This window comes from Actinomadura violacea, from assembly GCF_017573465.1.
Lineage (GTDB): Bacteria > Actinomycetota > Actinomycetes > Streptosporangiales > Streptosporangiaceae > Spirillospora > Spirillospora violacea.
This window is the reverse complement of record NZ_JAGEPF010000027.1, coordinates 66,111-90,754: the sequence shown is the minus strand read 5'-3', so window position 1 is coordinate 90,754 and position 24,644 is coordinate 66,111. Positions and strand designations below refer to the sequence as shown.

The 24,644-nt window shown below is 74.0% G+C and carries 25 protein-coding genes and 1 riboswitch; of the genes, 11 read left to right on the top strand and 14 right to left on the bottom strand.

Features of this window, described 5'->3' with window-relative positions; genetic code table 11:
- Window positions 1-849, bottom strand: coding sequence for a polysaccharide deacetylase family protein (locus J4709_RS38120; RefSeq protein WP_307801909.1), 849 nt, complete (start codon window positions 847-849; stop codon window positions 1-3).
- Window positions 850-956: 107 nt separating this feature from the next.
- Here J4709_RS38120 and J4709_RS38115 point away from each other — a divergent pair, with 107 nt between their 5' ends.
- Complete coding sequence (locus tag J4709_RS38115) at window positions 957-1,802, top strand: ABC transporter permease (RefSeq protein WP_208248601.1); 846 nt, start codon at window positions 957-959, stop codon at window positions 1,800-1,802.
- Here J4709_RS38115 and J4709_RS38110 read toward each other — a convergent pair.
- Window positions 1,690-2,223: a helix-turn-helix domain-containing protein gene (locus tag J4709_RS38110; RefSeq protein ID WP_208248598.1), complete on the bottom strand. Its 534-nt coding sequence runs from the start codon at window positions 2,221-2,223 to the stop codon at window positions 1,690-1,692. The genes J4709_RS38115 and J4709_RS38110 overlap by 113 nt on opposite strands.
- Before the next feature lie 139 nt (window positions 2,224-2,362).
- On the opposite strand from J4709_RS38110, the gene J4709_RS38105 reads away from it, so the two are divergent.
- Complete coding sequence (locus J4709_RS38105; protein ID WP_208248595.1) at window positions 2,363-3,628, top strand: alanine racemase; 1,266 nt, start codon at window positions 2,363-2,365, stop codon at window positions 3,626-3,628.
- A gap of 7 nt (window positions 3,629-3,635) precedes the next feature.
- Here J4709_RS38105 and J4709_RS38100 read toward each other — a convergent pair whose 3' ends face one another.
- Window positions 3,636-4,283: a TetR/AcrR family transcriptional regulator gene (locus tag J4709_RS38100; protein WP_208248594.1), complete on the bottom strand. Its 648-nt coding sequence runs from the start codon at window positions 4,281-4,283 to the stop codon at window positions 3,636-3,638.
- Window positions 4,284-4,619: 336 nt separating this feature from the next.
- Here J4709_RS38100 and J4709_RS38095 point away from each other — a divergent pair, with 336 nt between their 5' ends.
- Window positions 4,620-6,068, top strand: a complete 1,449-nt coding sequence (locus tag J4709_RS38095) for an MFS transporter (RefSeq protein ID WP_208248592.1) — start codon at window positions 4,620-4,622, stop codon at window positions 6,066-6,068.
- Here J4709_RS38095 and J4709_RS38090 read toward each other — a convergent pair.
- The 4 genes from J4709_RS38090 to J4709_RS38075 all read right to left on the bottom strand — a co-directional run bounded on the left by J4709_RS38090 (window position 6,014) and on the right by J4709_RS38075 (window position 10,942).
- The gene (locus tag J4709_RS38090; RefSeq protein WP_307801908.1) at window positions 6,014-6,886 is read right to left on the bottom strand and encodes a helix-turn-helix transcriptional regulator; all 873 of its coding nucleotides are present in this window, start codon (window positions 6,884-6,886) and stop codon (window positions 6,014-6,016) included. The two genes, J4709_RS38095 and J4709_RS38090, sit on opposite strands and share 55 nt — an antisense overlap.
- Window positions 6,887-6,913: 27 nt before the next feature.
- Entirely contained in the window at window positions 6,914-8,557 is a 1,644-nt protein-coding gene (locus J4709_RS38085; RefSeq protein WP_208248590.1) for an AMP-binding protein, read from the bottom strand.
- Window positions 8,554-10,236 carry an AMP-binding protein gene (locus tag J4709_RS38080; RefSeq protein WP_208248588.1) on the bottom strand — a complete coding sequence of 561 codons (1,683 nt, stop codon included), beginning with the start codon at window positions 10,234-10,236 and terminating at the stop codon, window positions 8,554-8,556. Before J4709_RS38080 ends, J4709_RS38085 begins: the two co-directional genes overlap by 4 nt.
- A 91-nt stretch (window positions 10,237-10,327) precedes the next feature.
- On the bottom strand, window positions 10,328-10,942 hold the full coding sequence (locus J4709_RS38075; protein WP_208248585.1) for a TetR/AcrR family transcriptional regulator: 615 nt from the start codon (window positions 10,940-10,942) through the stop codon (window positions 10,328-10,330).
- 98 nt (window positions 10,943-11,040) lie between these two features.
- On the opposite strand from J4709_RS38075, the gene J4709_RS38070 reads away from it, so the two are divergent.
- Together J4709_RS38070 and J4709_RS38065 are read left to right on the top strand one after the other, a co-directional pair.
- Entirely contained in the window at window positions 11,041-12,420 is a 1,380-nt protein-coding gene (locus J4709_RS38070) for an MFS transporter (protein WP_208248583.1), read from the top strand.
- A gap of 11 nt (window positions 12,421-12,431) precedes the next feature.
- Window positions 12,432-13,067, top strand: coding sequence for a class I SAM-dependent methyltransferase (locus J4709_RS38065; protein ID WP_208248582.1), 636 nt, complete (start codon window positions 12,432-12,434; stop codon window positions 13,065-13,067).
- A 52-nt stretch (window positions 13,068-13,119) separates the two neighbouring features.
- On the opposite strand, the gene J4709_RS38060 is transcribed toward J4709_RS38065, so the two are convergent.
- On the bottom strand, window positions 13,120-13,992 hold the full coding sequence (locus tag J4709_RS38060) for a sigma-70 family RNA polymerase sigma factor (RefSeq protein WP_208248757.1): 873 nt from the start codon (window positions 13,990-13,992) through the stop codon (window positions 13,120-13,122).
- Window positions 13,993-14,068: 76 nt separating this feature from the next.
- Here J4709_RS38060 and J4709_RS38055 point away from each other — a divergent pair, with 76 nt between their 5' ends.
- Together J4709_RS38055 and J4709_RS38050 are read left to right on the top strand one after the other, a co-directional pair.
- Window positions 14,069-14,764, top strand: a complete 696-nt coding sequence (locus J4709_RS38055) for an FMN-dependent NADH-azoreductase (RefSeq protein WP_232384674.1) — start codon at window positions 14,069-14,071, stop codon at window positions 14,762-14,764.
- A 13-nt stretch (window positions 14,765-14,777) separates the two neighbouring features.
- Window positions 14,778-15,302 carry a hypothetical protein gene (locus J4709_RS38050; protein WP_208248579.1) on the top strand — a complete coding sequence of 175 codons (525 nt, stop codon included), beginning with the start codon at window positions 14,778-14,780 and terminating at the stop codon, window positions 15,300-15,302.
- A gap of 28 nt (window positions 15,303-15,330) precedes the next feature.
- On the opposite strand, the gene J4709_RS38045 is transcribed toward J4709_RS38050, so the two are convergent.
- The 4 genes from J4709_RS38045 to J4709_RS38030 form a co-directional block, all read right to left on the bottom strand.
- On the bottom strand, window positions 15,331-16,098 hold the full coding sequence (locus J4709_RS38045; protein ID WP_208248577.1) for a group II truncated hemoglobin: 768 nt from the start codon (window positions 16,096-16,098) through the stop codon (window positions 15,331-15,333).
- A 73-nt stretch (window positions 16,099-16,171) separates the two neighbouring features.
- A complete protein-coding gene (locus J4709_RS38040; RefSeq protein ID WP_208248575.1) occupies window positions 16,172-16,714 on the bottom strand; it encodes a copper resistance CopC family protein in 543 nt (180 codons plus the stop codon).
- A complete protein-coding gene (locus J4709_RS38035) occupies window positions 16,711-17,424 on the bottom strand; it encodes a YcnI family copper-binding membrane protein (protein WP_208248573.1) in 714 nt (237 codons plus the stop codon). The genes J4709_RS38040 and J4709_RS38035 overlap by 4 nt, the downstream gene beginning before the upstream one ends.
- 77 nt (window positions 17,425-17,501) lie before the next feature.
- Entirely contained in the window at window positions 17,502-18,116 is a 615-nt protein-coding gene (locus J4709_RS38030) for a hypothetical protein (RefSeq protein WP_208248570.1), read from the bottom strand.
- Window positions 18,117-18,227: 111 nt separating this feature from the next.
- A riboswitch (cobalamin riboswitch) is annotated at window positions 18,228-18,452 on the top strand.
- Between the two features lie 95 nt (window positions 18,453-18,547).
- On the opposite strand from J4709_RS38030, the gene J4709_RS38025 reads away from it, so the two are divergent.
- From J4709_RS38025 to J4709_RS38015, 3 genes are all read left to right on the top strand, one after another.
- Window positions 18,548-20,824, top strand: coding sequence for a ribonucleoside-diphosphate reductase subunit alpha (locus tag J4709_RS38025; protein ID WP_307801907.1), 2,277 nt, complete (start codon window positions 18,548-18,550; stop codon window positions 20,822-20,824).
- Window positions 20,824-21,822: a ribonucleotide-diphosphate reductase subunit beta gene (locus tag J4709_RS38020; RefSeq protein WP_208248567.1), complete on the top strand. Its 999-nt coding sequence runs from the start codon at window positions 20,824-20,826 to the stop codon at window positions 21,820-21,822. Before J4709_RS38025 ends, J4709_RS38020 begins: the two co-directional genes overlap by 1 nt.
- 63 nt (window positions 21,823-21,885) lie before the next feature.
- Window positions 21,886-22,182: a hypothetical protein gene (locus J4709_RS38015; RefSeq protein WP_208248564.1), complete on the top strand. Its 297-nt coding sequence runs from the start codon at window positions 21,886-21,888 to the stop codon at window positions 22,180-22,182.
- Between the two features lie 39 nt (window positions 22,183-22,221).
- Here J4709_RS38015 and J4709_RS38010 read toward each other — a convergent pair whose 3' ends face one another.
- Window positions 22,222-23,205, bottom strand: coding sequence for an aldo/keto reductase (locus J4709_RS38010; protein WP_307801906.1), 984 nt, complete (start codon window positions 23,203-23,205; stop codon window positions 22,222-22,224).
- 121 nt (window positions 23,206-23,326) lie between these two features.
- Between J4709_RS38010 and J4709_RS38005 the strand changes: the two genes are divergently transcribed.
- Window positions 23,327-24,151 carry a helix-turn-helix transcriptional regulator gene (locus J4709_RS38005; RefSeq protein WP_208248558.1) on the top strand — a complete coding sequence of 275 codons (825 nt, stop codon included), beginning with the start codon at window positions 23,327-23,329 and terminating at the stop codon, window positions 24,149-24,151.
- 2 nt (window positions 24,152-24,153) lie between these two features.
- On the opposite strand, the gene J4709_RS38000 is transcribed toward J4709_RS38005, so the two are convergent.
- The gene (locus J4709_RS38000) at window positions 24,154-24,588 is read right to left on the bottom strand and encodes a MarR family winged helix-turn-helix transcriptional regulator (RefSeq protein ID WP_208248555.1); all 435 of its coding nucleotides are present in this window, start codon (window positions 24,586-24,588) and stop codon (window positions 24,154-24,156) included.
- Window positions 24,589-24,644 lie beyond the last annotated feature (56 nt).

Genomic DNA, 24,644 nt, shown 5'->3' with positions numbered 1-24,644 from the left:
CTAGAGCGCGACGAAGGTGAGGCCGCGCTTCTTCATCTTCGGGATGACCTTGCGCAGCGCCGCGATGGTCTCCGAGCGGTCGCCGCCGCCGTCGTGGCACAGCATGATGTTGCCCGCCTTGCCCGCCAGCATCGTCCGGCGGATGTGCCCGACGCCCGGCCGCGACCAGTCGCGCGGGTCGACGGCCCAGTCGATCGGCAGCATGTTGTGCTCGGCGACGAGCTCCAGGATCGTCTTCGACCAGGCGCCGCCCGGGGAGCGGAAGAACTGCGGCTCGATGCCGGTGGTGTCGGCGATCCGGTCGCGCGCCTGCATCATCTCCTTCTTGACCCGCTTCCTCGGCAGGCCCGCGATGGTGATGGGGTGCGTCTCGGTGTGGTTGCAGATCTGGTGGCCGGCGGCGGCGACCCGGCGCACCAGCTTCGGCCACTCCTTCACCTGCTCGCCGATCATGAAGAAGGTCGCGTGGATCTCGTGCTCGGCGAGCAGGTCCAGCATCTTCGGGGTGTAGACCGGGTGCGGGCCGTCGTCGATGGTGAGCGCGATCGTCTTCGGCGGCGGCGCCGGGGACAGCTGCGTCAGCTCCCGGACGGGGGTCTCCAGCGCGGTCAGCCGCGCCTGCGTCCAGCTCGCGGGGCGCGGCGTCGGGGTGGGCGTCGGCGTCGGCGAGGGCTTGGGATGGATGACGGGACGGGCGCGCGGCGTCGGCACCGACGGCTTGGCCGCCGCGTTCGACACATGGGACGGATGCGCCTCGTCGGCACCGATCGCGGTGAGGCCGACGGCGGCGGCCCCCATCAGCCAGAGCGCTCTGCGGCGGGACGTCCCGCCTGCCTCCTCGTCCTCCACAAGTCCCACGCTATCGGGCTTTTCGCTCCCTTGAGCGGCCTTGCGGATCACAATCGACTCAAAGGGGAAGATCGGTCACAGAAGATCGTTTGGTCCGGGGGGTGGGGATGAGCGCGGGGCCCGCGGTCGGACCACTCCTGGCGATCGTGCTGGGCGCGCTCGCGGTGTTCGCGGCGGCGCTCGCGCGGCTCGGCCGGCTCGGCCTCGGGCGGGACCTGGTGGTCGTCGCCGTGCGCGCGACCGTGCAGCTCGCGGCGGTGTCGGCGCTCATCGCCGCGGTGCTGCGCGACGCCGGGTACACGGCGGCGTTCGTCGCGGGCATGGTGGTCATCGCGGTGGTGACGGCGGGCCGCCGCATCACCGGCGGGCTGCGCGCGGGCGCGTGGGCGACGGCGCTGCCGATCGCCGCGGGCGTCGGCCCGGTCCTCGCGCTGCTGCTCGCGTCGCGGCTCGTCCCGCTGCGGACCGTGTCGGTGCTGCCGATCGCCGGCATCTTCATCGGCGGCGCGATGTCGGCGACGGGCCTCACCGGGCGGCGCGCGCTGGACGAGCTGGCCGCGCGGCGCGGCGAGTACGAGGGCGGCCTCGCGCTCGGCCTGCTGCCGCGCGACGCGGCGATGGAGGTGTGCCGCCCGGCCGCCGCGCTCGCGCTGTTCCCCGTCCTCGACCAGACCCGGACGGTCGGGCTCGTCACGCTGCCCGGCGCGTTCGTCGGCGTGCTGCTCGGCGGCGCCGACCCGGTGCAGGCGGGCGCGACGCAGCTGCTCGTGCTGATCGGGCTGCTCGCCATCGAGGTCGTCGCGGTGCTCATCACGCTGGAGCTGGTCGCGGCGGGCGTCCTCACACGGGACGGTCCGGAGCGCCGGAACGGTCCGCACCGCCGGGACGGGCGCGGTCGGCGGGACGGGCGTGGTCGGCGGAGATGGCGTCCGCGGTCGCGCGCAGCCCGGTGAGGTCGCCGCCCGGGTCCGGGGCGGTCACCGCCGCGACCACGCGTCCCGTCGCGTCGCGGACCGGCGCGGCGGCGAAGCGGGCGGGCGCGCCGGCGCGGTCCAGGTTGTCGAGCAGCGCGGGCGGGCCGGTGACCAGGCGCGCGCCGGCCCCGGCGGTCTCGTTCAGCCGCGCCAGGTGCGGCGCCGCGACGTCGCGGACGTCGCGGTGTCCGCGGGTGTCGGCGAGCGCGCCGAGCCGCGCGCCGAGGTGGTAGCGGTGGTTCTCGTCGCGGCGCACGAACCGCTCGGCCTCCAGCGTGCGCAGCAGCCGCAGCACGGTCGTCTTGTGGACGCCGAGCTTGCCGGCCAGCTCGTCCAGGCTGTGCGGGCGGTCGGCGAGCTCGATCAGCATGCTCAGCCCGCGCCCGAGGCTCTGGCTCATCGGGTGCCCTCCTCCCGGCGGCCGATGCCGGAGCGCAGCGTACCCGCGGCGCGGGACCGCCCGGTCCGTCCGGCGGGGGCGGGCGTCGCCGCGCGCGGGAGGGGAAGGATCATTGCGGGCGGAGGCGACAGGGGAGGGCATGCCGGTGACGGGGATCGACGCGAAGGCCGTGGACGCGCTGGACGGGGAGGCGCTGGACTGGCGGTTCAAGGCGATCCCCGCGTCCGCGCACGGCACGACGGTGGCGCGGGCGCGCGAGGAGCGGCTGCCGCTGGACGACTTCGGCACCCCGTTGCTCACCCTCGACGCGGGCGCGCTCGACCACAACGTCCGGTTGATGGCGGACTGGGTGAGCGCCACGGGCATGCATCTGGCACCGCACGGTAAGACCACTATGGCGCCGGCGCTGTGGCGGCGGCAGCTCGACGCGGGCGCGTGGGGCATCACGCTCGCGACGTTCCCGCAGCTGCGCGTCGCGCGCGCGTTCGGCGTCGCCCGCGTACTGCTCGCGGGCACGCCGCTCGACCCGGCGGGCCTCGCCTGGCTGGCGGGCGAGCTGGACGGCGACCCCGAGTTCGCGTTCGTCTGCTGGGCCGACTCGGTGCGGTCCGTGGAGCTGATGGACGAGGCGCTGCGCGCGGCGCGGGCGCAGCGGCGCGTGGACGTGTGCGTCGAGCTCGGCGGCCCGAACGGCCGGACGGGCGTGCGCGACGACGGCGACGCGCGGGACGTCGCCGCCGCGATCCGGGCGGCGCCGTCGCTGCGGCTCGCCGGGATCGGCGGCTATGAGGGCGCGCTCGCGCACGACGCGTCCGAGGCGAGCATCGAGGCCGTCGACGCCTACCTGCGGCGGCTCGCGAACCTGCACGGGCGGCTGGAGTACGAGACGGGCGATCCGGTCGTCACGGCGGGCGGCAGCGCGTTCTTCGACCAGGTCGCGGAGGTGCTCGGCGGGCTCGACGCGCAGGTGGTGCTGCGGTCCGGCGCCTACCTCGTGCACGACGACGGCTTCTACCAGGACATCACGCCGTTCGGCCGCGGCGCCGGGGCGGGCGGCGAGCGGTTCCGGCCGGCGATGCACGCGTGGGGCCGCGTGGTGTCCGCGCCGGAGCCCGCGCTCGCGCTGCTGGACGTGGGGCGCCGCGACGCCCCGTTCGACTCGGGCCTGCCGCGGCCGCAGTTCGTCTGCGGCAAGGGCGCCGGGCCGGTGGAGGGCGCGCGCATCACCGCGCTCAACGACCAGCACGCGTTCCTGCGCGGCGCGTCGGTCGAGCCCGGCGACATCGTCCGCCTGGGCCTGTCCCACCCCTGCACCGCCCTGGACAAGTGGACGATGATCCCGGTCGTCGACGACGCCGACGCGGACGCGCCGGTGGTGACCGACTACATCCGCACCTTCTTCTGACGTCCGGTCAGTGGCCGAGCAGGGTGCGGACGTGCGCGAGGATCGGCGCGGACAGCGCGGGGAGCGTCGCGTGCTCGCCCAGCGCGACCCGCGCGGTGACCAGTGACGCGATGCCGCCGATGAGCATCCGGCAGGCGAACTCCGGGTCGGGCAGCGCGCGGAACCGCGCGTCCTCGGCGAGCAGCCCGTCCACGACGTCGGCGAAGCGGCGCTGCACCCGGTACCGCAGCGCGGCGGCGGCGGGCCCGGCCGCGTAGATCTCCAGCAGGAACGTGCGCGCCGCCGCCGCGTCCGCCGCCAGTTCCCGCAGGTAGGCGCGGAGCGCGCGCTCCAGCCGGCCCATCACCGGCTCGTCGCGCGCGGCCAGCGCGTCGTTGACGACGCCGAGGATGCGGTCGGCGGCGTGCTCGTACGCCGACATGAAGCACTCCTGCTTGTCGGCGAAGTGCTCGTAGAACGTCTCGCGCGACACGCGCGCGCGTTTCAGCACGTCCGCGACCGTCGTGCGGGCGTACCCGCGCTCGCCGACCGCCGCCGTCATGCCCTCCAGCAGCCGGGTCCGCTGCGACGCCCGGACCTGCTCGCGGCTCAGGTGGTGCCGCCCGCGCGGCAGCGAGCCGCCGGCCGCGCCCGGCCCCGCACCACCCGATCCCACGCCGCACAGGCTAGCCGCCGGGCCGCTCCCCGCCCAGCCGATCGGACTTTCACGAACAATCGTGTTCGCAGGGATGTTACGGTTTTCCCTGCACATCGGGGGCGGACCGCTTCGCCGGCGAGTACGGCGGGACGGCCGAGCGATCAGGGCCCGGCGCAGCCGATGCGCGGTGATGTCGCTACGTCCAGGCAGTGCGCCACGGGGGCCGATCTGCCCTGGACGGCGCGCGTCCCACCGCCGCATCACGAAGGCTGACCCCGTCGCCGGGCCGATCGCCCGCCCCGCCCGACCCCGCCCGCTCTGCAACGGGCCGTGTGCGCGCGGGGTTACCCGCACATGAATCCTTCAGACGACGGCGCCCGGCATGCGCGCGGGATGCTCGCGGTGCTGCTGCTCGGCCAGTTCATGGTGAACGTCGACACCGCGATCGTGAACGTGGCGTCCCCGGCCGTCCAGGACGACCTGCACCCGTCGGGCGGCGCGCTGGAGCTGGTCGTGTCCGGGTACACGCTGGCGTACGCGGTGCTGCTGGTCATCGGCGCGCGGCTCGGCGACGCGCGCGGGCACCGGCGGATGTTCCTGCTCGGCCTCGCCGTCTTCACCGCCGCGTCGCTGGCGTGCGGGCTCGCACCGGTCACGGGCGCGCTGGTGGCGGCACGGCTCGTCCAGGGGGCGGCGGGCGCGTTGATGGTGCCGCAGGTGCTGTCCGGCATCCAGATCCACTTCACCGGTAAGGCGCGGGCGCGCGCGCAGGGGTTGCTGGTGCTGACGCTGTCCGGCGGCGCCGTCGCGGGGCAGGTGCTCGGCGGCGTCATGGTCTCCGCCGACCTGTTCGGGCTCGGCTGGCGGCCCGTCTTCCTGGTGAACGTGCCGGTCGGCGTCGTGCTCCTCATCGCCGGCGCCCGGCTGCTGCCCCGGGACGCGGGCGGCCGGGCAGGCCGGCTCGACCTCGGCGGCGTCGCGCTGCTGTCGGCGGGCGTGCCGCTGCTGACCGTCCCGCTGATGTTCGGCCGCGAGGCGGGCTGGCCCGCGTGGACGTGGATCTGCCTCGCCGCGAGCGTCCCCGTGCTGGCGCTGTTCGTCCGGCGACAGTGGCGCGTCGCGGCGCGCGGCGGGACGCCGCTGGTCGACCTGCGGGTGCTCGCCCGTCCCGTCGTCGCCTGGTCGCTCGGGTCGATCGCGCTGGCGACGTCCACCTACTTCGCGATGCTGTTCACCCTCGCGCTCTACCTGCAGCAGGGCCTCGGGAAGAGCGCGATGTTCTCCGGCCTGGTGCTCGTGTCATGGGTCGCCGCGTTCGGCGTCGCGGGGCCGCTGCTGCCGCGCCTCCCGGCCCGGCTCGCCGCGCACGCCCCGGTCGCGGGCTACCTGATCCTCGCCGCCGCGTACCTGGCCACCGGGCTGACCCGCGCGGACGGGGCGCTCCTCGTCGTGCTCCTCGGCTTCGGCGGGCTCGGGCTCGGCCTCGGGTTCGCATCCCAGCTCGGGCGCGCCACCGCGGACGCCCCGGCGCGGTTCGCGGCCGACCTCAGCGGCGTCATCAACACCAACTCGCAGCTGTCGGCCGTCGCGGGCGTCGCCGTCTTCGGCACCCTCTACCTCGGCCTCGGCGGGACGCCCCGGCACGCGTTCACCGTCGTCATGGCCGCGTTCGCGGGCACCGCGCTCGCCGCGTGCGCCACCGCGTTCGCCGGGTGGCGCGCCGGCCGCCGCGAGCACGCGGACGGCGGTCAGGGCAGCAGCCCGGCGCGGCGCGCCGAGGCCACCGCCTCCAGCCGCGTGTGAGCGTCGAGCTTGCGCATCGCCGACCGCAGGTAGCTCTTCACCGTCTCCGGCAGCAGCCCGAGCCGGTCGGCGGCCTCCGCGTTCGTGCAGCCGATCGCCACGTACGCCAGCACGTCCACCTCGCGGGGCGCCAGCGCCGGACGGTGCGGCGGCCCGTCCGGGTCCGCGGAACCGGCGGCGGCGAGCCGCAGCGTCATCGCGCGCAGCCGGTCGCGGGTCGGCGCGTCCGCCACCTGCTCGGCGAGCGCGCGCAGCTCGGCGTGCACGGCCCGGACCTCCTCCCAGCGCGCCGCGGCGTCCGGCGACGCCGGGGGCGTCCACGCCAGGGCGTCGTCGGCCCGGTCCCGGACGGCGAGGTCCTGCTCCAGGTCGCGGGCCGCCTGCACCGCCGCGCCGACGATCCGGTCGGCGAGCGACAGCGGCTCGCGCAGCGCCCCGTACAGCACGCCGCGGACGCGCCGCCGCACCACCACCGGCACCGCCACGATCGACAGCAGCCCCTCGCGGCCGACGGGCTTGTCGTAGTCGTGGCTGATCGACGCCGCGGCCGGGTAGTTGCTCACCCACATCGGCCGGCCGGTCGCCATCGACTTGCCGCCGAGCCCGTTGCCGTGCCGGACGACCAGGCCGTTCAGCGAGTCGGTGGTGTTGCCGACCAGCTCGGTGATGCGCAGCCGGTCCCGGCCGCTGAGAGCGCCGCCGAACACCATGGGCAGGCCGGTCGTGCGGTGCAGCGTCAGCACCGCCGACCGGACCGCCCCGGCGTCGTCGCCCATGCCGCCCAGCATGCCCGCGCGGGCGCGATCACGGAAGGTCACGCGCACGGAAATCGGCAAGGCGCGGGCTCACGCGTGCCTTTGCGCGGCCGCGTCGCCGAGCCCGAGGATCTCCACGGCCTCCGCGCGCATCTGCACCTTGCGGATCTTCCCGGTGACGGTCATCGGGAACTCGTCCACGACGTGCACGTACCGCGGGATCTTGAAGTGCGCCAGCTTTCCCTGGCAGAACTCGCGCAGCGCCTCGGCGGTGAGCTCCGGCGCGCCCTCGCGCAGCCGCACCCACGCCATCAGCTCCTCGCCGTACTTCTCGTCCGGGACGCCGATGACCTGCGCGTCCACGATGTCGGGATGGGTGTAGAGGAACTCCTCGATCTCGCGCGGGTACACGTTCTCGCCGCCGCGGATCACCATGTCCTTGATCCGGCCGGTGATGTTGACGTAGCCCTCGCCGTCCATCACCGCGAGGTCGCCGGTGTGCATCCAGCGGGCCGCGTCGATCGCCTCGGCCGTCTTGCCCGGCTCCTCCCAGTACCCGAGCATCACCGAGTAGCCGCGGGTGCAGAACTCGCCGGGCGTCCCGCGCGGGACGGTGACGCCCGTCTCCGGGTCGACCACCTTGATCTCCAGGTGCGGCATGACGGTCCCGACCGTGGAGACGCGGCGGTCCAGGGAGTCTCCCGCGCGGGTCTGCGTCGACACCGGCGACGTCTCCGTCATGCCGTAGCAGATCGCGACCTCGCTCATCCCGAGCCGGTCGATGACCTGCTTCATCACCTCGACCGGGCACGGCGACCCGGCCATGATCCCGGTGCGCAGGCTCGACAGGTCGAGGGTGTCGGCGGACGGCTCGTTCAGCACCGCGATGAACATCGTCGGCACCCCGTACAGCGACGTGCAGCGCTCCGCCGCGACCGCGTCGAGGGTGGCCTTCGGGTCGAACGCGGGCGCCGGGATCACGACGCACGCGCCGTGGCTGGTCGCCGCGAGGTTCCCCATCACCATGCCGAAGCAGTGGTAGAAGGGCACCGGCACGCAGACCCGGTCCTCCTCGTCGTAGCCGCACAGCTCCCCGACGAAGAACCCGTTGTTGAGGATGTTGTGGTGCGACAGCGTCGCGCCCTTCGGGAACCCCGTCGTCCCGGACGTGTACTGGATGTTGATCGGGTCGTCCGCGCCGAGGCCCTCGCCGATGCCGTGCAGCAGGTGCCGGTCGCCGGCGCGTCCCGCCTCCACCAGCGCGTCCCACGCGCCGGTGCCGATGAGGATCACGTCGGTGAGCGCGGCGCAGCGCGGCCGCACCTCCTCGATCATCGCCGCGTAGTCGGACGTCTTGAACCGCGGCGCCGCGACCAGCGTGCGGATGCCCGCCTGGTTCAGCACGAACTCCAGCTCGTGCACCCGGTACGCCGGGTTGATGTTGACCAGGATCGCGCCGAGCTTCGCCGTCGCGTACTGGACGAGCATCCACTCCGCGCAGTTCGGCGCCCAGATCCCGACCCGGTCGCCCTTGGTGACGCCGAGGTCGCGCAGGCCGAGCGCGACCGCGTCCACGTCGGCGGCGAACTGGTCGTAGGTCCAGCGCCGTCCCGACGCCCGGTCGACGAGGGCCTCGCGGTCGGCGAACGCGGCGACCGTCCTGTCGAGGTTCGCGCCGATCGTGTCGCCGAGCAGCGGCGTCGCCGAGACGCCGGACGCGTACGAGAGCGTCATCGCAGGTCCTCCTCGCGGAACTCGCCGGGCGGCCGGTCGTCCGCGCCCGGATGCTTGCCGATCTCCGCCGTCCGCAGCTCCACCCGGCGGATCTTCCCGGAGATCGTCTTCGGCAGCTCGCCGAACTCCAGCAGCCGCAGCCGCTTGTACGGGGACAGCTGCGCCCGGCTGTGCTCGAAGATCGCCTTCGCCGTCTCGGCGGTCGGCTCCCAGCCCGCGGCGAGGGTCACGTACGCCTTCGGCACCGCGAGGCGCACAGGGTCCGGCGACGGCACCACCGCCGCCTCCGCCACCGCCGGATGCTCGATCAGCACGCTCTCCAGCTCGAACGGGGAGATCTTGTAGTCCGACGCCTTGAACACGTCGTCCGCGCGCCCGACATAGGTGATGTAGCCGTCCTCGTCGCGGGAGCCGATGTCGCCGGTGTGGTAGAAACCGCCCGCCATCGCCTCCTCGGTGCGCGCCTCGTCGCCGTGGTAGCCGGTCATCAGCCCGAGCGGGCGGTCCTCCAGGTCGAGGCAGATCTCGCCCTCGTCGCCCTGCTCGCCGGTCACCGGGTCGATCAGCGCGACCCTGTAGCCCGGCACGGGACGTCCCATCGAGCCCGGCTTGACCTCCTGGCCCGGCGTGTTCGCGATCTGGACGGTCGTCTCCGTCTGCCCGAACCCGTCCCGGATCGTCCGGCCCCACGCGTCCTTCACCCGCTGGATGACCTCGGGGTTCAGCGGCTCGCCCGCCGCGACCACCTCGCGCGGCGGCGTCGCCAGCCGGGCGAGGTCGCACTGGATCATCATCCGCCACACCGTCGGCGGCGCGCAGAAGCTCGTCACGCCGCACCGCTCCATCGCGTCCAGCAGCCGGTCGGCGTCGAACCGCGTGTAGTTGAAGATGAACACGCACGCCTCGGCGTTCCACGGCGCGAAGATGTTGCTCCACGCGTGCTTCGCCCAGCCCGGCGACGAGATGTTCAGGTGGACGTCCCCGGGCCGCAGCCCGATCCAGTACATCGTCGACAGGTGCCCCGCCGGGTAGGACGCGTGCGTGTGCTCGACGAGCTTCGGCTGCGCGGTCGTCCCGGACGTGAAGTACAGCAGCAGCGTGTCCGACGACATCGTCATCCCGTACTGGGAGAACACGTCGCTCGCCTCGTAGGCGTCGGCGTAGTTCAGCCAGCCCTCGACCGGTCCGCCGACCGCGATCCGGGTGAACTCGCCGTCCAGGTCCGCGAACTTCCCGGCGTCGGCCGAGCCCGTCACCACATGGCGGGCGCGGCCCCGTGTGAGCCGGTCCTGCAGGTCGGCGGGGCCGAGCAGCGGCGTGCACGGGATCAGCACGGCGCCGAGCTTCATCGCGGCGAGGACCGTCTCCCACAGCTCGACCTGGTTGCCGAGCATCAGCACGATCCGGTCGCCCCGCCGCACCCCCGCCCCGCGCAGCATGTTCGCGACCTGGTTCGACCGGCGCGCCATCTCCGCGAACGAGTATCGCTCCTCGGCCCCGTCCTCCTGGACGATCCACAGCGCCGGCGCGTCGTTCCCCTCGGCGATCTTGTCGAACCAGTCGAGCGCCCAGTTGAACCCGGTCAGCACCGGCCAGCGGAACTTCTCGTACGCGCTCGCGTGATCGTCGCGATGCGCGAGCAGGAAGTCGCGCGCCCCGCGGAACTCGACTGCGGGCATGGTCTCTCCTCGTAGCCGCACGGACAACACCTGGTCAGGGGCATGGTCGGACATCCCGAGTGACCCACGCCACCCCCGAACGGGGGTAGTCCTACCCCTGCGCGACGAAGGTGGACCGCAGCACCAGCGCCATGTGCTCGCCGGCCTGCTCCACGCTCCAGCCGCGGTCGACCAGCAGCGTCTCGCTGACGGAGTTGGAGATCAGCGCGAGCAGCATGTCGGTGGCGGTGTCGACCGTCCAGCCGGGGGCGAGGACGCCCTCCCGGTCGAGCCGCTCCATCAGCGCGCGGTTCGTCTCGTACCGCCAGTACATCGCGGTCGCCCAGTGCCGCTCCGCGTCCGGGTCGTCGCCCGCCTCGCGCTCCACCGCCCGCGACACCGCGAGGACGCGCTGCATGAACTCGGCGTGCCGGCGGGCGAACCGGTCCAGCGCGGTCACCGCGTCCGGCGCGTCGCTGACCGGCGCGAACCGGCCCTCGATGTCCTCGACCTCGTTGACGTAGTCGAACAGCTCGCTGACCAGCTCGGCGCGGGACGCGAAGTGCAGGTAGACGGCCCGCCGCGACACCCCGGCGCGCTCGGCGACGGCCGCCATCGTGGTCGCCGCCATGCCGTGCTCCTCGACGAGCTCGCGCGCCGCGCGCAGCAGCGCGGCGCGGGACCGGCGGCTGCGCGCGTTCCGCGGCTCCTCGATCGACCTCGTCATGGCCCCATGCTCGCAGCCCGCCCGTTGCAGTGAACTGCACGCTGTGTGTACTTTCGAATAAGTACACACAGCGTGCAGTTTCTTGGAAGGTCGGTGCGATGGAACGGAACCGCTGGTGGCCCGTGATCGGATGCGGGCTCGTCGTCTTCATGGCCACGCTCGACACGAGCATCGTCGCCGTGGCGCTGCCCGCCATCGAGCGGGACTTCGGCGCCCGCACCGCCGCGACGCAATGGGCCGTCCTCGGCTACCTGATCCCCCTGGTCGCGCTCAGCCTGCCCGCCGGGCGGTGGCTCGACCGCGGCGGCCCGCGCGCCGCGCTCGTCCTCGCCACCGGCGGCTTCACGCTCAGCAGCCTCGCCGCCGGGCTCGCGCCGCACCTCGCCGTCCTGGTCGCCGCGCGGGTGGTGCAGGGCGCGTTCGCCGCCGTCCTGTTCGCGCTGATCCCGCTGGTCAGCGTGCGGGCGGTCCGGCCCGAGCTGGCCGGACGGGCGAGCGCCCTCGTCATGACCCTCGGGCCGCTCGGCGCGGTCAGCGGCCCGGCCCTCGGCGGCCCGATCGTCCAGTCCTGGGGCTGGCCGTGGATCTTCTACATCAACGTGCCGGCCGGGCTGCTGGTGATCGCGATCGCGCTGGTGAGCCTGGACCGCGACCGGCTCGCCCGCCCCGACCGGACGTTCGCCGGGGAGGCGCTGCTGCTGGCCGCCGCCGCGACGGCCCTGCTCCTCGCGCTCTCGCTGGCGGCGGGCCGCGGGCCGGGCTGGCTGCTCGTCGCGGTGGCGGCGGTCCCGGCGCTGGCCGGCTGGTGGCGGACGCGGGCGAGCGGGCCCCTCCGGGACCTGATGCGCGTCCCGCCCGCGGCCGGGCCGGTCGCCGCGATCATGCTGAACGCCCTGGTCATCTCGCTCGTCGAGTTCCTCGCGCCGTTCTACCTGCAGCGGGTGCTGCACCTGTCGCCGGTGGCGACGTCGGCGACGGTCCTGGCGATGCCCGCGGCCATGGTCGCCGCCGGCCCGGTCGGCGGCCTCCTCGGCGACCGCTGGGGGACGGCGCGGACGGCCGCCGCGGGCACGGCGGTCACGGCCCTCGGCGTCCTGCTGCTCGTCCCGGTCGGCTCCGGCCTGCACGCGTCGGGCCTGGCCTGGCGGCTGGCGATCGCCGGCGCCGGGACGGGGCTGTTCGCCGGGCCGAGCTTCGCGATGCTCATGGCGCACGCGCCGCCCGGCCTGCACGGCACGGCCGGGGCCGCGCAGAGCCTGGCCCGCCAGCTCGGCTTCGCGCTCGGCCCCGCCTCGGCCACCCTCGCCTGGGCCGCGACCGGCTACACGATGACCGGGATGCGGATCGCGTTCGCGCTGGCCACCGCCGCCGGGCTCGCGGCGCTCGCCGCCCTCGCGGCGCCGTGGCTCGCCGGGCGCCTCCGGCGCGGCGGACACGCGGACGCCTTGCGCGATCATGAACCGGTGCGGTCGCCGTAGGGTCGTCGTCCATGACCGCCTCCCACCTCGACGACACCCGCACCGCCTACGACGGCGTCGCCGACCTCTACGCCTCGATGTTCAGCACCGCGTTCCTCGACATGCCCCTCGACCTCGCGATGATCAACGCGTTCGGGCGGCTCACCCGGGACGCCGGACCGGTCGCCGACCTCGGCTGCGGGCCCGGGCACCTCACCGGCCACCTGCGCTCGCTCGGCTGCGACGCGTTCGGCGCGGACGCGTCCGCGGAGATGATCCGGATCGCCCGCGCGGCGCACCCGGGCGTCCGCTTCGACCAGGTCCCGATGACCGAGGCGGACGTCCCCGACGGCTCGCTCGGCGGCGTCCTCGCCTGGTACTCGATCATCCACACGCCGCCGGCGCAGGTCCCCGAGCTGCTCGCCGCGTTCCACCGGATGCTCGCGCCCGGCGGCCACCTGCTGCTCGGCTTCTTCGCCTCCGACACCGCCGAGCCCGTCCCGTACGACCACAAGGTGGCGCCGGCGCACCGCTGGCCCATCGACCGCCTCTCCGAGCTGGCGGCTGAGGCCGGGTTCGCCGAGGTCGCCCGGCTCCGCCGCGAGCACGCCGAGAACGAGCGGCCGTACCCCCACGGCCACCTCCTCGCCCGCAAACAGCCTCGTTGACTTGCGGCGTGTCGGCCTTATGAAGGCCGTTTTAAGGCCGACACGCCGCAAGTCAACGGAGGAGGGCGATGCGGACGGCGCGCAGGCGCGACGGGTCGCCGACCACGGTGAAGCCGGCGATGCGGCCGTCCTCGACGGTGACGCGCAGGACGGCCGCGAGCCGGCCCCGAGGGGCGACGACGACGCCGGCCGAGCCGTCCACCAGCGCGAGGCGGGCGTTGCGGGCGCGGACGGGGTTGGCGAGGGTTTCCCCGGCGATCCGGCGGGCGCCCCGGACCTCGGCGGCGCCCGCGGCGCCCTCGGCGCGCCGGAACGCGTCGGGGGCGAGCACCGCCAGCAGCGCGTCCAAGTCGCCGGAGCGGGACGCGGCGAGGAACGCCGCGACGACCTCCCGCTGCCGCGCGAGATCGGCGGCGGGCACCGCCGGCGTCCCGTGGACGCGCCGCCGCGCCCGGCTCGCCAGCCGCTTCGTGGTCTCGGGCGTCCGCTCCACGATCCCGGCGATCTCCGCGAACGGCACCGCGAACAGATCGTGCAGGACGAACGCGACGCGCTCGGCGGGACCGAGGCGGTCCAGGACGACGAGCATCGCCAGCCCGACGGAGTCGGCGAGCACCGCCTCCTCCTCCGGGTCGCGCCCGCCCGCCCGCTCCAGTTCGGCGAGGCGGTCGAGGCCGTCGAGGCCGGCGGGGTCCTCGCCGCGGCGGCGCCGCGAGCGCAGCATGTCGAGGCAGATCCGGCCGGCGATCGTCGTCAGCCAGCCGGGCAGGTTCGCCACGTCCCCGGCGCCCGCGCGCGCCGCGCGCAGCCACGTCTCCTGAACCGCGTCCTCGGCCTCGTCCAGCGAGCCCAGCATGCGGTACGCGACCGCCCGCAGGTGCCCGCGGCACTCGTCGAACCGCTCGGCCAGCGCCTGCTCGTCCATCGGTCCCCTTTTCCCGTCGCGGGTCGTCATGGAGGTGAGGGACAACGACGACACCAGAACGAAGGGGTGCCCGCTCATGCTATCGGCCCACGACCAGGTGGCCTCGCTGCTGCATCTGGACTCCAGCCATTCCGGCGACTCCGTCACCCGGCGCCTGTCCGCGCGGTTCGCGGACGCCTGGCGGGAACGGCACGGAACGTCCGGCTACCGGTACCGGGACCTCGCCGCCGATCCGGTGCCGCCGATCTCCCCGGCGTACTGCGCGCTCGGGCGCCGCGTCGAGAAGAACGGCTTCGTCCCTCCCGCGAAGGTGGACGCGCTCATCGAGACCGAGGCCGAGGAGCGTGAATGGGGCATGACGCTCCCGCTGGTCGAGCAGCTCACCGGCGCCGGGACGGTGCTGATCGGCGCCCCGATGTACAACTTCTCGGTCCCCGCGTCGCTCAAGGCGTGGATCGACCGGATCACCTTTCCCGGCGCGTACACCGACCCGGACACCGGCGAAAGCGTCCTGCGCGACAAGCGGATCGTCGTCGTGACGGCGCGCGGCGGCGCGTACGGCCCCGGCACCCCGCAGGAGAACTTCGATTTCCAGGAGCCCTACCTGCGCGCCTATTTCGGCAAGCTCGGCGTCGCCGAAGACGGTGTGACCTTCGTGAACGCCGAAATGACCCTGGCCGGCCTCGTCCCGCATCTGGCGCGCTTCAGGGGAATGGCGGCAGAATCGCTCGCCGTCGCATGGGAGGCGGTGATCGACCTGGCCTCCCGCTGAAGGGGGTCGCGCCGTGGAGCCCGGAATCGTCATCGTGCTGAACGGCCTCACCGGCGCGCAGAAGGCGGGGTCCGTCATCGGGCTGATCGCCACCGCCGTGGTGTGGCCGATGGTGCTGCGCATGCGCCGCTGGTTCGCCCAGCCGGCGGTGTGGCTGGACGGGACGGTCCTGCACGCCCACATGCGCGACGGGCTGCGGAGCTGCGACCTCGCCACCGCGCACGTCGCGATGGACGACGTCCCGCCCCGGTGGGTCCGGGAGGACCCGAAGTTCCATCGCCGAGTGCGCGTGATGGTCCCGGGGATCGCGCGCTTCCGGGTCCGGACCGAGGCGGGGCCGATCGACTTCGCGCTGTACGACACCCACCGGCGGGCCGAGGTGCCGGCGGAGGTGCTGAAGGCGCTGGAGGACGGGATCCTCGCCGGTCCGGACCGCGGCGGGCAGGCCGGTGCCGACGCCGACGACGCCGTCCGGAAGCTGCGCGAGCATGCGGTGGCGGGCCGGAGACTGCGTCAGGGCACACAGTGGCATGCCTGAGCGGCCGTACGGCCCGCCGGCCCGGCGGCTACTTGGCGGGGGTGTAGGGCGGGGCGACGCCCCAGCCCCAGTGCGGCATCGGGGCTTCGAGCGGCGGTGCCGCGTCCGGCTGGGAGTTCGACAGCGCGATGCGGGTGCCCCACTCGATGTAGGACGCGAACGCGGCGCGGAACTCGGGGTCGGCGGGCAGGCCGACCTCGTCCGCCGCCTCCATGAGCAGGGCGACCCAGCGGCGGCGCTGCGCCTCGGTGATCGCCTTGCCGAGGTGCTGGCGGACCATGTGGTGGTAGCCGCCGCGCTCCTCGCTGTAGCGCTCGGGGCCGCGGAACACCTCGCCCAGCCAGACCGCGACCCACTTCGGGTGGTCGGGGGCCATGTGCTCGAAGAGGGGCCGGAGCAGGTCGTCCTTGAGGACGGCGGTGTAGAAGACCTCGGTGAGGCGCTGCAGGGCCTCGTCGCCGCCCGCCCAGTCGTACATGGTCGGGACGGACGAGCCGGCGCCGCGGACGGGCGTCCGCTCGTAGTGCCGCATCTCCTCGATCTGCTGGACGTACGGCTTGATCGCGGCGAAGAAGGCGGGGAAGTGCTCGCCGGAGCGGAAGCCCCGCATGTGGTCGTCGGCGGACGTCCAGCCGATCCGCAGGACGTAGCACTCGGGCTCGTCGACGCAGCGGGCCAGCTCGTAGTCGACGCACTGCGGCGCGGCGGCGAGCGGGACGGCGGCGCGGGCGTACGCGGCCTCGAACTCCTCGGCGCGCGCCGGGTCGATCCGGTAGCGGATGTACTCGACGATCATCGGGCCCCCAAGAAATGATCTTCCGGTCGGGTAATCAATGTAACGCTGTAATCACCCGACCGGAAGCCTGTGATCATTCTTGCGCGGACGCTCCCGAGGTGCGCCGGTACCAGGCGAACCCGCCGCCGGCGACCACGACGACCGCGGCGATCAGGCCGATCCACAGCCAGCCGCCCGAGCCGCCGGAGCCGCCGTCCGCCGCCTTCGCGGCGGGCGCGGACGCCGGGCCGCCGGCGCCCGCGGCCCCGGTCGACCCGGTGACGGTGAACTTGTAGGTGCCGCTGATCGGGTGGCCGTCCGGCGACACGACGCGCCAGCCGACCGTGTACACCCCGTTCGGCAGCGTGCCCTTCACCGCCTCGGTGACCTTGTTGTCGACCGCCTGGGCCTTGCCCGCCTCGTGCCGTCCGCCCTTGGCGTCCGTCAGCACGACCTGGGGCAGCTGCACCGGGTCGGCGTAGGTCAGCACGATCTGGGTCGGCGGCGCGATCGTCGCGTTCGCGGCCGGATCCGCCCCGGTCAGCGACGTGTGTGCGGACACGGGGGGCGCGGCCAGCGCGAGCGCGGCGAAGGCCGCGGCCGCGCCGGTGGCGGCGCGCCGGACGGCCCGGCTCACGCCCGGCTCCGCGCGCGGGACAGGCCGTAGCCGCCGACCGCGATGCCGATCACGCCGACGCCGATACCGACGCCGCCGAGCAGCCGCGCGGTGCCGTCGTCGGAGCTCGCCTCCGCCTTCGCGGCGGGCTTGGACTGCGCGGTGAGCCCGGCCGCCGCGGCGTCGGACGAGCCCTTCGGCGTGAGCTTCAGCGTGGGCGCCGGGTGCTCGGGCTCGGCGGAGCCGTCGCCCGGGTCCTGCTCCCACTTGACGACCTGGCCGTCGGAGTAGGTCTGGTCGGCCTTGAACGTCATCGTGTCGGTGTCGGTCGGCAGCGGGCCGAGCGAGACGTCGAACTCCTGGAACTGGCCGGGCTCGATCTTGCCGCCGGTCCAGATGATCTGCGTGGCGGCCTTGGTCAGCTCGCCGCCCTCGGTCTTCACCGGCTTCGGCAGCGTGGACGTGACGACCTTGGCCGTCCAGCCGGGGACGGGCCGCACCGACACCGACATGACCGGGTGGTCGGTCGGCAGGTTCACCACCAGCTTCGTGGTGCTGGCCTTGTCCTCCTCGTTCGGCACCCGGAACGAGACCTTGGCGTAGGAGCCCTGCTCGGCGGTCTTGGGGTTGACGGTGACGTGCGCGGACGCGGCGGTCGCGAGCGCGATCACGCCGAGGCCGGTCAGCGAGGCGAGCGTGCCGAGCCGGCGGGCATGCGTGCGGGAAGGCAAGACGGAACTCCGTTCGAGTCGTACGGGAAGGGGCCGGGCGCCGGCGGGGCCGGCGGCCGGTGACGTACGGCGCTCGCTCAGCTGTGAGCGAGCGCCCTCGAACGCGGCGGGGGTCCCCGCCGGACGACCTGGTGCCGCAGCGCGCGTCCCGTGGCGAGCGCGCCGGCCGCCACCGGCACCACGGGGGTACGCAGCGGGCGCTCCGCCGGTTCGATCAGCAGCAGCGCGAGCAGCAGCCGGATCGGGCGGTCGGCGGCGGCGGCGAGGCGGCGGGCGAGCGACCACGCGGCTCGCTCGCCGCGCCGCAGCCACCATGCGGCGGCGACGGCGGCGGCGACGTGCGCGAGGGTCATCGAGGTGCCGGAGCCGTGCATCGCGGGCACCGCCGCGGCGTGTTCCGCGTGCGCCCCGGGGGCGCAGCCGGGCATGCCCTCGGTCGCGCTCGCGAACAGCGTGTGCAGCGCGAACTGGCCGCCGAGCAGCCCGCCCATGATCGTCGGGAGGGACCGCTCGTGCCCCGCGAGGGCGAGGGTGACGGCGAGGACCGCGCCGAACCCGGCGAGCACCGCCCAGCCCGGCACCGGCTCGTGCGACGCCAGATCGTGGCCGAGGGTCGCCAGCGCGACGCACACGGTCGCGAAGACGACCGCGCGCGCGGCGCGGAAGATCGGCTGCCTGGGACGCGGGGACATGACGGGGACATCGTCCCACCCCGGCCGGGCGGCGCGCATCCGACCCCCATGATCGAACGACGACGCGCCCTACATGTTGGGGTTGCGCAATGAGGATCACCAAGATGTAGGGTTCAATCCCGTGTTGGTTCGCCCCCGCCGCTCGCGGCGGGGGCGTCGTAAGAGGGAACCCGGTGCAAGTCCGGGACTGCCCCGCAGCGGTGAGCGGGAACGACCGCCGTCACAGGCACTGAACCGGATCGTCCGGATCGGGAAGCGACGGCCAGTAGGTCGTGCCTCCGGCAGGAGGCGCGGGCGCCCGCGAGTCCGAAGACCTGCCATGCACGCCGTACGTCCGAGGCTTCGCGGGTGAGCCGGGGGACGGTGCGCGGCAGCCTGCCGCCGCGCCCGTTCGCATGCCCTCGCGACGCCGTCTCACGAGGGGAGAGAACGTGACAGTCACCATGCCCGCGGAGGCGCCGGCCACCGGGGGGATCGCCGCCGAGGTCGCGGCGGCCTGCGCCGGGATCGAGGGGACCGCGCCGGAACGGGTGCTCGGCGCGGTCCGGTCGGGGGACGGCGCGTCCGCCGCCGGCCTGCGCGACCTGGCGATCGGCGAGGCCGCCGCGCTGGTCGCGGTGGAGCCGGGGTACTCGCGGGTCGCGGCGCGGCTGCTGGCCGCCCGGATCCGCGACGAGACCGCCGAGGCCGGGGTGCGGAGCTTCGCCGGGTCGGTCGCCGCCGCGCACGCCGAGGGCCTGCTCGCGGACGCGCCCGCCGCGTTCGCCGCCGCCAACGCCGCCGCCCTGGACGCCTTGATCGACCAGGGCGCGGACGACCGGTTCGGGTACTTCGGGCTCCGCACCCTCTACGACCGGTACCTGCTGCGGCATCCGCGCACCCGGCTCGTCCTGGAGCGGCCGCAGCACTTCTTCCTGCGGGTCGCCGTGGGCCTGTCCGACACCGTGGACGAGGCCGCCGAGCTGTACCGGCTGCTCAGCACCCTGTCGTATCTGCCCAGCTCACCGACCCTGTTCAACTCGGCCGCGCGCCGCCCGCAGCTGTCGTCGTGCTTCCTGCTCGACTCGCCGCAGGACGAGCTGGAGGCGATCTACGAGCGGTACGGGCAGGTCGCGCGGCTCAGCAAGTACGCGGGCGGGATCGGGATCTCCTGGACGCGGGTCCGCTCCCGCGGGTCGCTGATCCGCGGCACGAACGGGCACTCCAACGGGATCGTCCCGTGGCTGCGCACCCTCGACGCGTCCGTCGCCGCCGTCAACCAGGGCGGCCGCCGCAAGGGCGCCGCGTGCGTGTACCTGGAGCCGTGGCACGCCGACGTCGAGGAGTTCCTCGAACTGCGCGACAACACCGGCGAGGACGCGCGCCGCACCCACAACCTGAACCTGGCGAACTGGATCCCGGACGAGTTCATGCGCCGCGTCGAGGCGGACGCGACGTGGTCGCTGTTCGACCCGAAGGAGGTCCCGGAGCTGACGGACCTGTGGGGCGACGCGTTCGACGACGCCTATCGGGCGGCCGAAAAGGAGGGCCGGTACGTCCGGCAGATCCCGGCCCGCAAGCTGTACGGCCGGATGATGCGCACCCTGGCGGAGACCGGCAACGGGTGGATGACCTTCAAGGACGCCGCGAACCGGGCCTGCAACCAGACCGCCGAGCCGGGCAGGACCGTCCACCTGTCGAACCTGTGCACCGAGATCCTGGAGGTCACCGGCGAGAAGGAGGCGGCGGTGTGCAACCTCGGCTCGGTGAACCTGGCCGCGCACGTGTCGCCGGCCGGGATCGACTGGGAGCGGCTGCGCGCGACCGTCCGCACCGCCGTCCGGTTCCTGGACCGCACCATCGACCGCGGCTTCTACCCGACGCCCGAGGCGGAAACGGCCAACCGGAAATGGCGTCCCGTCGGGCTCGGGGTGATGGGGCTCGCCGACGTGTTCTTCACGCTGCGGCTCCCGTTCGACTCCGCCGAGGCCCGCGAGCTGTCCACCCGCATCGCCGAGGAGATCGCGCTCGCCGCCTACGCCGCGTCCGCCGACCTCGCCGAGGCCCACGGCCCGCTCCCGGCCTACGCCGAGACCCGCACCGCGCGCGGCCAGCTGCACATCGACCACTTCCCGGACGCCGCGCCGACCCGTCCCGCCGAATGGGACGCGCTCCGCGCCCGGATCGCCGAGGTCGGCCTGCGCAACTCGCTGCTGATCGCGATCGCGCCGACCGCCACGATCGCGTCCATCACCGGCTGCTACGAGTGCATCGAGCCGCAGGTGTCCAACCTGTTCAAGCGCGAGACGCTGTCCGGCGAGTTCCTGCAGATCAACGGGTACCTCGTCGAGGACCTGAAGTCGCTCGGGCTGTGGAACGACGCCGTCCGCGAGGCGATCAAGCGGGCGAACGGCTCGATCCAGGGCCTCGTCGACCTGCCCGGGGAGATGCTCGACCTCTACCGGACGGCCTGGGAGCTGCCGCAGAAGGCGCTCATCGACCTCGCCGCGGCCCGCACCCCGTACATCGACCAGGCGCACTCGCTGAACCTGTTCATGGAGACGCCGACGATCGGGAAGCTGTCGTCGATGTACGCCTACGCGTGGCGCAGCGGCCTCAAGACCACCTACTACCTGCGCTCCCGCCCCGCGACGCGGATCGCGCAGACGACCGTCGCCGCGGCGGTCTGCTCCCTGGAGAACCCCGAGACCTGCGAGGCGTGCCAGTAATGCCGCTGCTCGACCCCGGTATGGACCTGACCCTGCGGCCCATGCGCTACCCCGACTTCTACGAGCGCTACCGCGCCGCGATCCGCAACACCTGGACGGTCGAGGAGGTGGACCTCGCCTCCGACCTCGCGGACCTCGCCCGGCTCACCCCGGCGGAGCTGCACCTGGTGAACCGGCTCGTCGCGTTCTTCGCCACCGGCGACTCGATCGTCGCGAACAACCTCGTCCTCAACCTCTACAAGCACGTCAACGCGCCCGAGGCGCGCCTCTACCTGTCGCGGCAGCTGTTCGAGGAGGCCGTGCACGTCCAGTTCTACCTGACGCTCCTCGACACCTACCTGCCCGACCAGGACGAGCGGGCCCGCGCGTTCGCCGCGATCGAGCACATCCCGTCCATCCGGGCGAAGGCCGAGTTCTGCTTCCGCTGGATCGACTCGCTCGGCGCGCTGGACGAGCTGCGCACCGCCGCCGACCGGCGCGCCTTCCTGCTCAACCTGATCTGCTTCGCCGCGTGCATCGAGGGCCTGTTCTTCTACGGCGCCTTCGCGTACGTGTACTGGCTGCGGTCCCGCGGCCTGCTGAACGGCCTCGCGTCCGGGACGAACTGGGTGTTCCGCGACGAGTCCATGCACATGGAGTTCGCGTTCTCCGTCGTCGACACCGTCCGGGCCGAGGAGCCTGAGCTGTTCGACGCGGAGCTGACCGCGCAGGTCACCACGATGCTGGAGGAGGCCGTCGAGGCGGAGCTGGCGTTCGCCCGCGACCTGTGCGGCGACGGCCTGCCCGGGATGGGCGCCGGCGACATGCGCGCCTACCTGGAGTACGTCGCCGACCAGCGGCTCGCCCGCCTCGGCCTGCCCGTCCGCTACGGGACGGCGAACCCGTTCGCGTTCATGGAGCTGCAGGACGTCCAGGAGCTGTCGAACTTCTTCGAGCGGCGCGTCTCGGCGTACCAGATCGGCGTGGAGGGCAGTGTGAGCTTCGACGAGGCGTTCTGAGCGTCCGAACTTTCCGGTCCGGGCGCTCGTTGAACCGGTGAAGCTAGGCCGAGGAGGAAGAACGTGGCTTCTCTCATCGACCGGATCATGAAGTTCGTCCGGGGACCGCAGGGGCAGAAGGCGCGCGAGAAGGCCGAGAGGCTCGCGCAGAGCCCGCAGGCGCAGAAGGCCCGGGCGAAGGCGGAGCGGTTCGCCGCGAGCCCGCAGGGGCAGAAGGCGCGCGCCAAGGCCGAGCAGCTCGCGCACGGCCCGCAGGCGCAGAAGGCCCGCGCGAAGGCCGAGCGGTTCGTCAACGACCCGCGCAACCAGGAGAAGGCCCGCAACCTCCTCTCCCGGCTGCGCGGCGGCCCGCGCCGCTGACCGGGCGCCCGCCCCGGGGGACCGGGGCGGGCGCGTCCGTCACTCGGTGTCGAGGTTGGCGAGGTAGGCGTCGCTGCCCTGGGCGCCCGCCACCGCGTCCGGCGGGACGGTCTCCTCGAGCCGCTCGAAGACCGCGGCGTCCAGCGTCACGCCGCCCGCGGCGGCGTTGGCGCGGGCGTTCGCGGCCTTGCGCGTCCCCGGGATCGGCAGCGCGCCCCGGTGGACCAGCCACGCCAGCACCAGCTGCGCGGTGGTGACGCCCTGCTCGGCGGCGAGCGTCGCCACCCGGTCGGCCAGCGAGACGTTGCGCTCCACGTTCCCCGCCTGGAAACGCGGATTGCCGCGCCGCCAGTCGCCCGCCTCCAGGTCGTCGAAGCCGCGGACCTGCCCGCCGAGCAGGCCGCGCCCGAGCGGGCTGTAGGCGACGAACGCGACGCCCAGCTCCGCGCACGCCGGGATCAGCTCCCGCTCCGGCGCCCGCTGGAACGGCGAGTACTCCGTCTGCAGCGCCGTCACGGGGTGGACGGCGTGCGCGCGCCGCAGCGTCCGCGCCGACACCTCAGACAGCCCGTACCCGCCGATCTTCCCCTCCGCGACCAGCTCGCCGAGCGCCCCCGCCGTCTCCTCGATCGGGGTCGACGGGTCGAGCCGGTGCAGGTAGTACAGGTCGACATGGTCGGTGCGCAGCCGCGCAAGGCTCGCGTCCAAGGCCCGCCGGATGTACTCGGGCCGGCCCATGCCGGGGACGAGGATCCCCTCCGCGTCCTGGTTCCCGCCGAACTTGGTCGCGAGGACGTACTCGTCGCGGCGCTTCTCCAGCATCCGGCCGATCAGGGCCTCGCTGGACCCGGCGCCGTAGATGTCGGCCGTGTCGACGAACGTGACGCCGGCGTCCAGCGCCGCGAGGAGCGTCTCCGCCGCGTCGTCCTCCTCGACGCCGCCGTAGACCGGCGTGAGGTTCATCGCGCCGAACCCCACCACCGACACCTGCGGCCCGTCCGTTCCAAGCGTGCGATAGCGCACTGGGAAGTCACCTCTCGTCTCTCGGGATGTCCCTCCACCCTGCCCCGCCCCCCGCCGAACGACCAGTGCCCGCCGATGCCTAGGACGCGGAGGGCCAGCCTCCGGAAGGCAGACTTGGTGCATGGCGACACGCGAGATGGCGGACTTCCTGCGCTCCCGGCGCGACCGCGTCACCCCCGCCTCGGTGGGTCTCCCGGACGGCGCCCGCCGGCGCGCCCCGGGCCTGCGCCGCGCCGAGGTGGCGCAGCTCGCCGGGATCAGCCCGGACTACTACATGCGGCTCGAGCAGGGCCGCGGCATCCGCCCGTCCCCGTCCGTCCTGGACGCCCTCGCCCGCGCGCTCATCCTCAACGACGACGAGCGCGACCACCTCTACCGCCTGGCGCTGTCCCTCCCGTCCCCGCCGCCCGCCGCCGCGGACGCCCCGGTGCACCCGAACGTGCGGCGCCTCCTGGACGCGATCGCCCCGGTCCCCGCCTACGTGATCAACCCGCGCCTCGACGTGCTGGCCTGGAACCGGACGGCCGCCGCGCTCATGCCGCACCTGGCGGAGCAGCCCTGGTCGCGCCGGAACATGCTCCGCTACGCCATCACCGACCCGCGCGCCCGCGCGTTCTACGTGGACTGGGAGGAGGTGGCCCGGCACGGCATCGCGCAACTGCGCACGGCCACCGGCCGTGACCCGGACGACCCCGCGACCGGGGCGCTGGTCCGCGAACTGTCCCAGGACCCGTGGTTCCGCACCTGGTGGGACCGGCAGGACGTCAAGGGCCCGGGCATGGGCCGCAAGGAGTACCGCCACCCGCTGGTCGGCCTGCTCTCCCTCGACTACATCGGCATGGTCCTCCCCGGCACCCCCGACCACCAGTTCGTCACCCTCACCGCCCCAGAAGAAGGCCCGTCCCGCACCGCCCTCAACGAGTTGGCGGCCCGGCCCGACCGCTGAGGTCAGCGGGGCGGGTAGGTGTGGGGGCTGAGGCGGTCGAGGAGGGCGGGGAGTTCGGCCAGGAGGGCCTGTTCGGCGGGGGTGAGGGTGGTGGCGATGGCGGCGGCGAGCCAGTCGCGGCGGGCGCGGCGGTCGCGGTCGAGGGCGGCGCGGCCCTCGGGGGTGATCGCGATGACGCGGCCGCGGGCGTCGCGGGGGTCGTCGCGGCGGGCGGCGTAGCCGAGGCCCTCCAGGTCCTTCACCGTGCGGCTCTGGCTCTGGTGCCGGACGCGGCGCCGCTGCGCGAGGGACGCGATGCTCGCCTCGCCGTCGCGGTCGAGGAGGCCGAGCGTCTGCGCGATCGGCGGCGCGAGCGCGTCGGCGTGGGAGCGGGTGGCGCGGACGAGCCCGCCGATCGACGTCCGCAGCCGTTCGGCGAGGTGCTCGTGGTCCGTCATGGCGGCCTCCGGGGTGCGGCGTCCCGGCCAGTATATATACAGCAAAGGTGTACAGT

Coding starts and splice junctions, on each gene's coding strand:
- J4709_RS38115 (WP_208248601.1), top strand. CDS start 957: ATGAGCGCGGGGCCCGCGGTCGGACCACTCCTGGCGATCGTGCTGGGC.
- J4709_RS38110 (WP_208248598.1), bottom strand. CDS start 2,223: ATGAGCCAGAGCCTCGGGCGCGGGCTGAGCATGCTGATCGAGCTCGCC.
- J4709_RS38105 (WP_208248595.1), top strand. CDS start 2,363: ATGCCGGTGACGGGGATCGACGCGAAGGCCGTGGACGCGCTGGACGGG.
- J4709_RS38095 (WP_208248592.1), top strand. CDS start 4,620: ATGAATCCTTCAGACGACGGCGCCCGGCATGCGCGCGGGATGCTCGCG.
- J4709_RS38085 (WP_208248590.1), bottom strand. CDS start 8,557: ATGACGCTCTCGTACGCGTCCGGCGTCTCGGCGACGCCGCTGCTCGGC.
- J4709_RS38080 (WP_208248588.1), bottom strand. CDS start 10,236: ATGCCCGCAGTCGAGTTCCGCGGGGCGCGCGACTTCCTGCTCGCGCAT.
- J4709_RS38075 (WP_208248585.1), bottom strand. CDS start 10,942: ATGACGAGGTCGATCGAGGAGCCGCGGAACGCGCGCAGCCGCCGGTCC.
- J4709_RS38070 (WP_208248583.1), top strand. CDS start 11,041: ATGGAACGGAACCGCTGGTGGCCCGTGATCGGATGCGGGCTCGTCGTC.
- J4709_RS38065 (WP_208248582.1), top strand. CDS start 12,432: ATGACCGCCTCCCACCTCGACGACACCCGCACCGCCTACGACGGCGTC.
- J4709_RS38060 (WP_208248757.1), bottom strand. CDS start 13,992: ATGGACGAGCAGGCGCTGGCCGAGCGGTTCGACGAGTGCCGCGGGCAC.
- J4709_RS38055 (WP_232384674.1), top strand. CDS start 14,069: ATGCTATCGGCCCACGACCAGGTGGCCTCGCTGCTGCATCTGGACTCC.
- J4709_RS38045 (WP_208248577.1), bottom strand. CDS start 16,098: ATGATCGTCGAGTACATCCGCTACCGGATCGACCCGGCGCGCGCCGAG.
- J4709_RS38030 (WP_208248570.1), bottom strand. CDS start 18,116: ATGTCCCCGCGTCCCAGGCAGCCGATCTTCCGCGCCGCGCGCGCGGTC.
- J4709_RS38020 (WP_208248567.1), top strand. CDS start 20,824: ATGCCGCTGCTCGACCCCGGTATGGACCTGACCCTGCGGCCCATGCGC.
- J4709_RS38005 (WP_208248558.1), top strand. CDS start 23,327: ATGGCGACACGCGAGATGGCGGACTTCCTGCGCTCCCGGCGCGACCGC.
- J4709_RS38000 (WP_208248555.1), bottom strand. CDS start 24,588: ATGACGGACCACGAGCACCTCGCCGAACGGCTGCGGACGTCGATCGGC.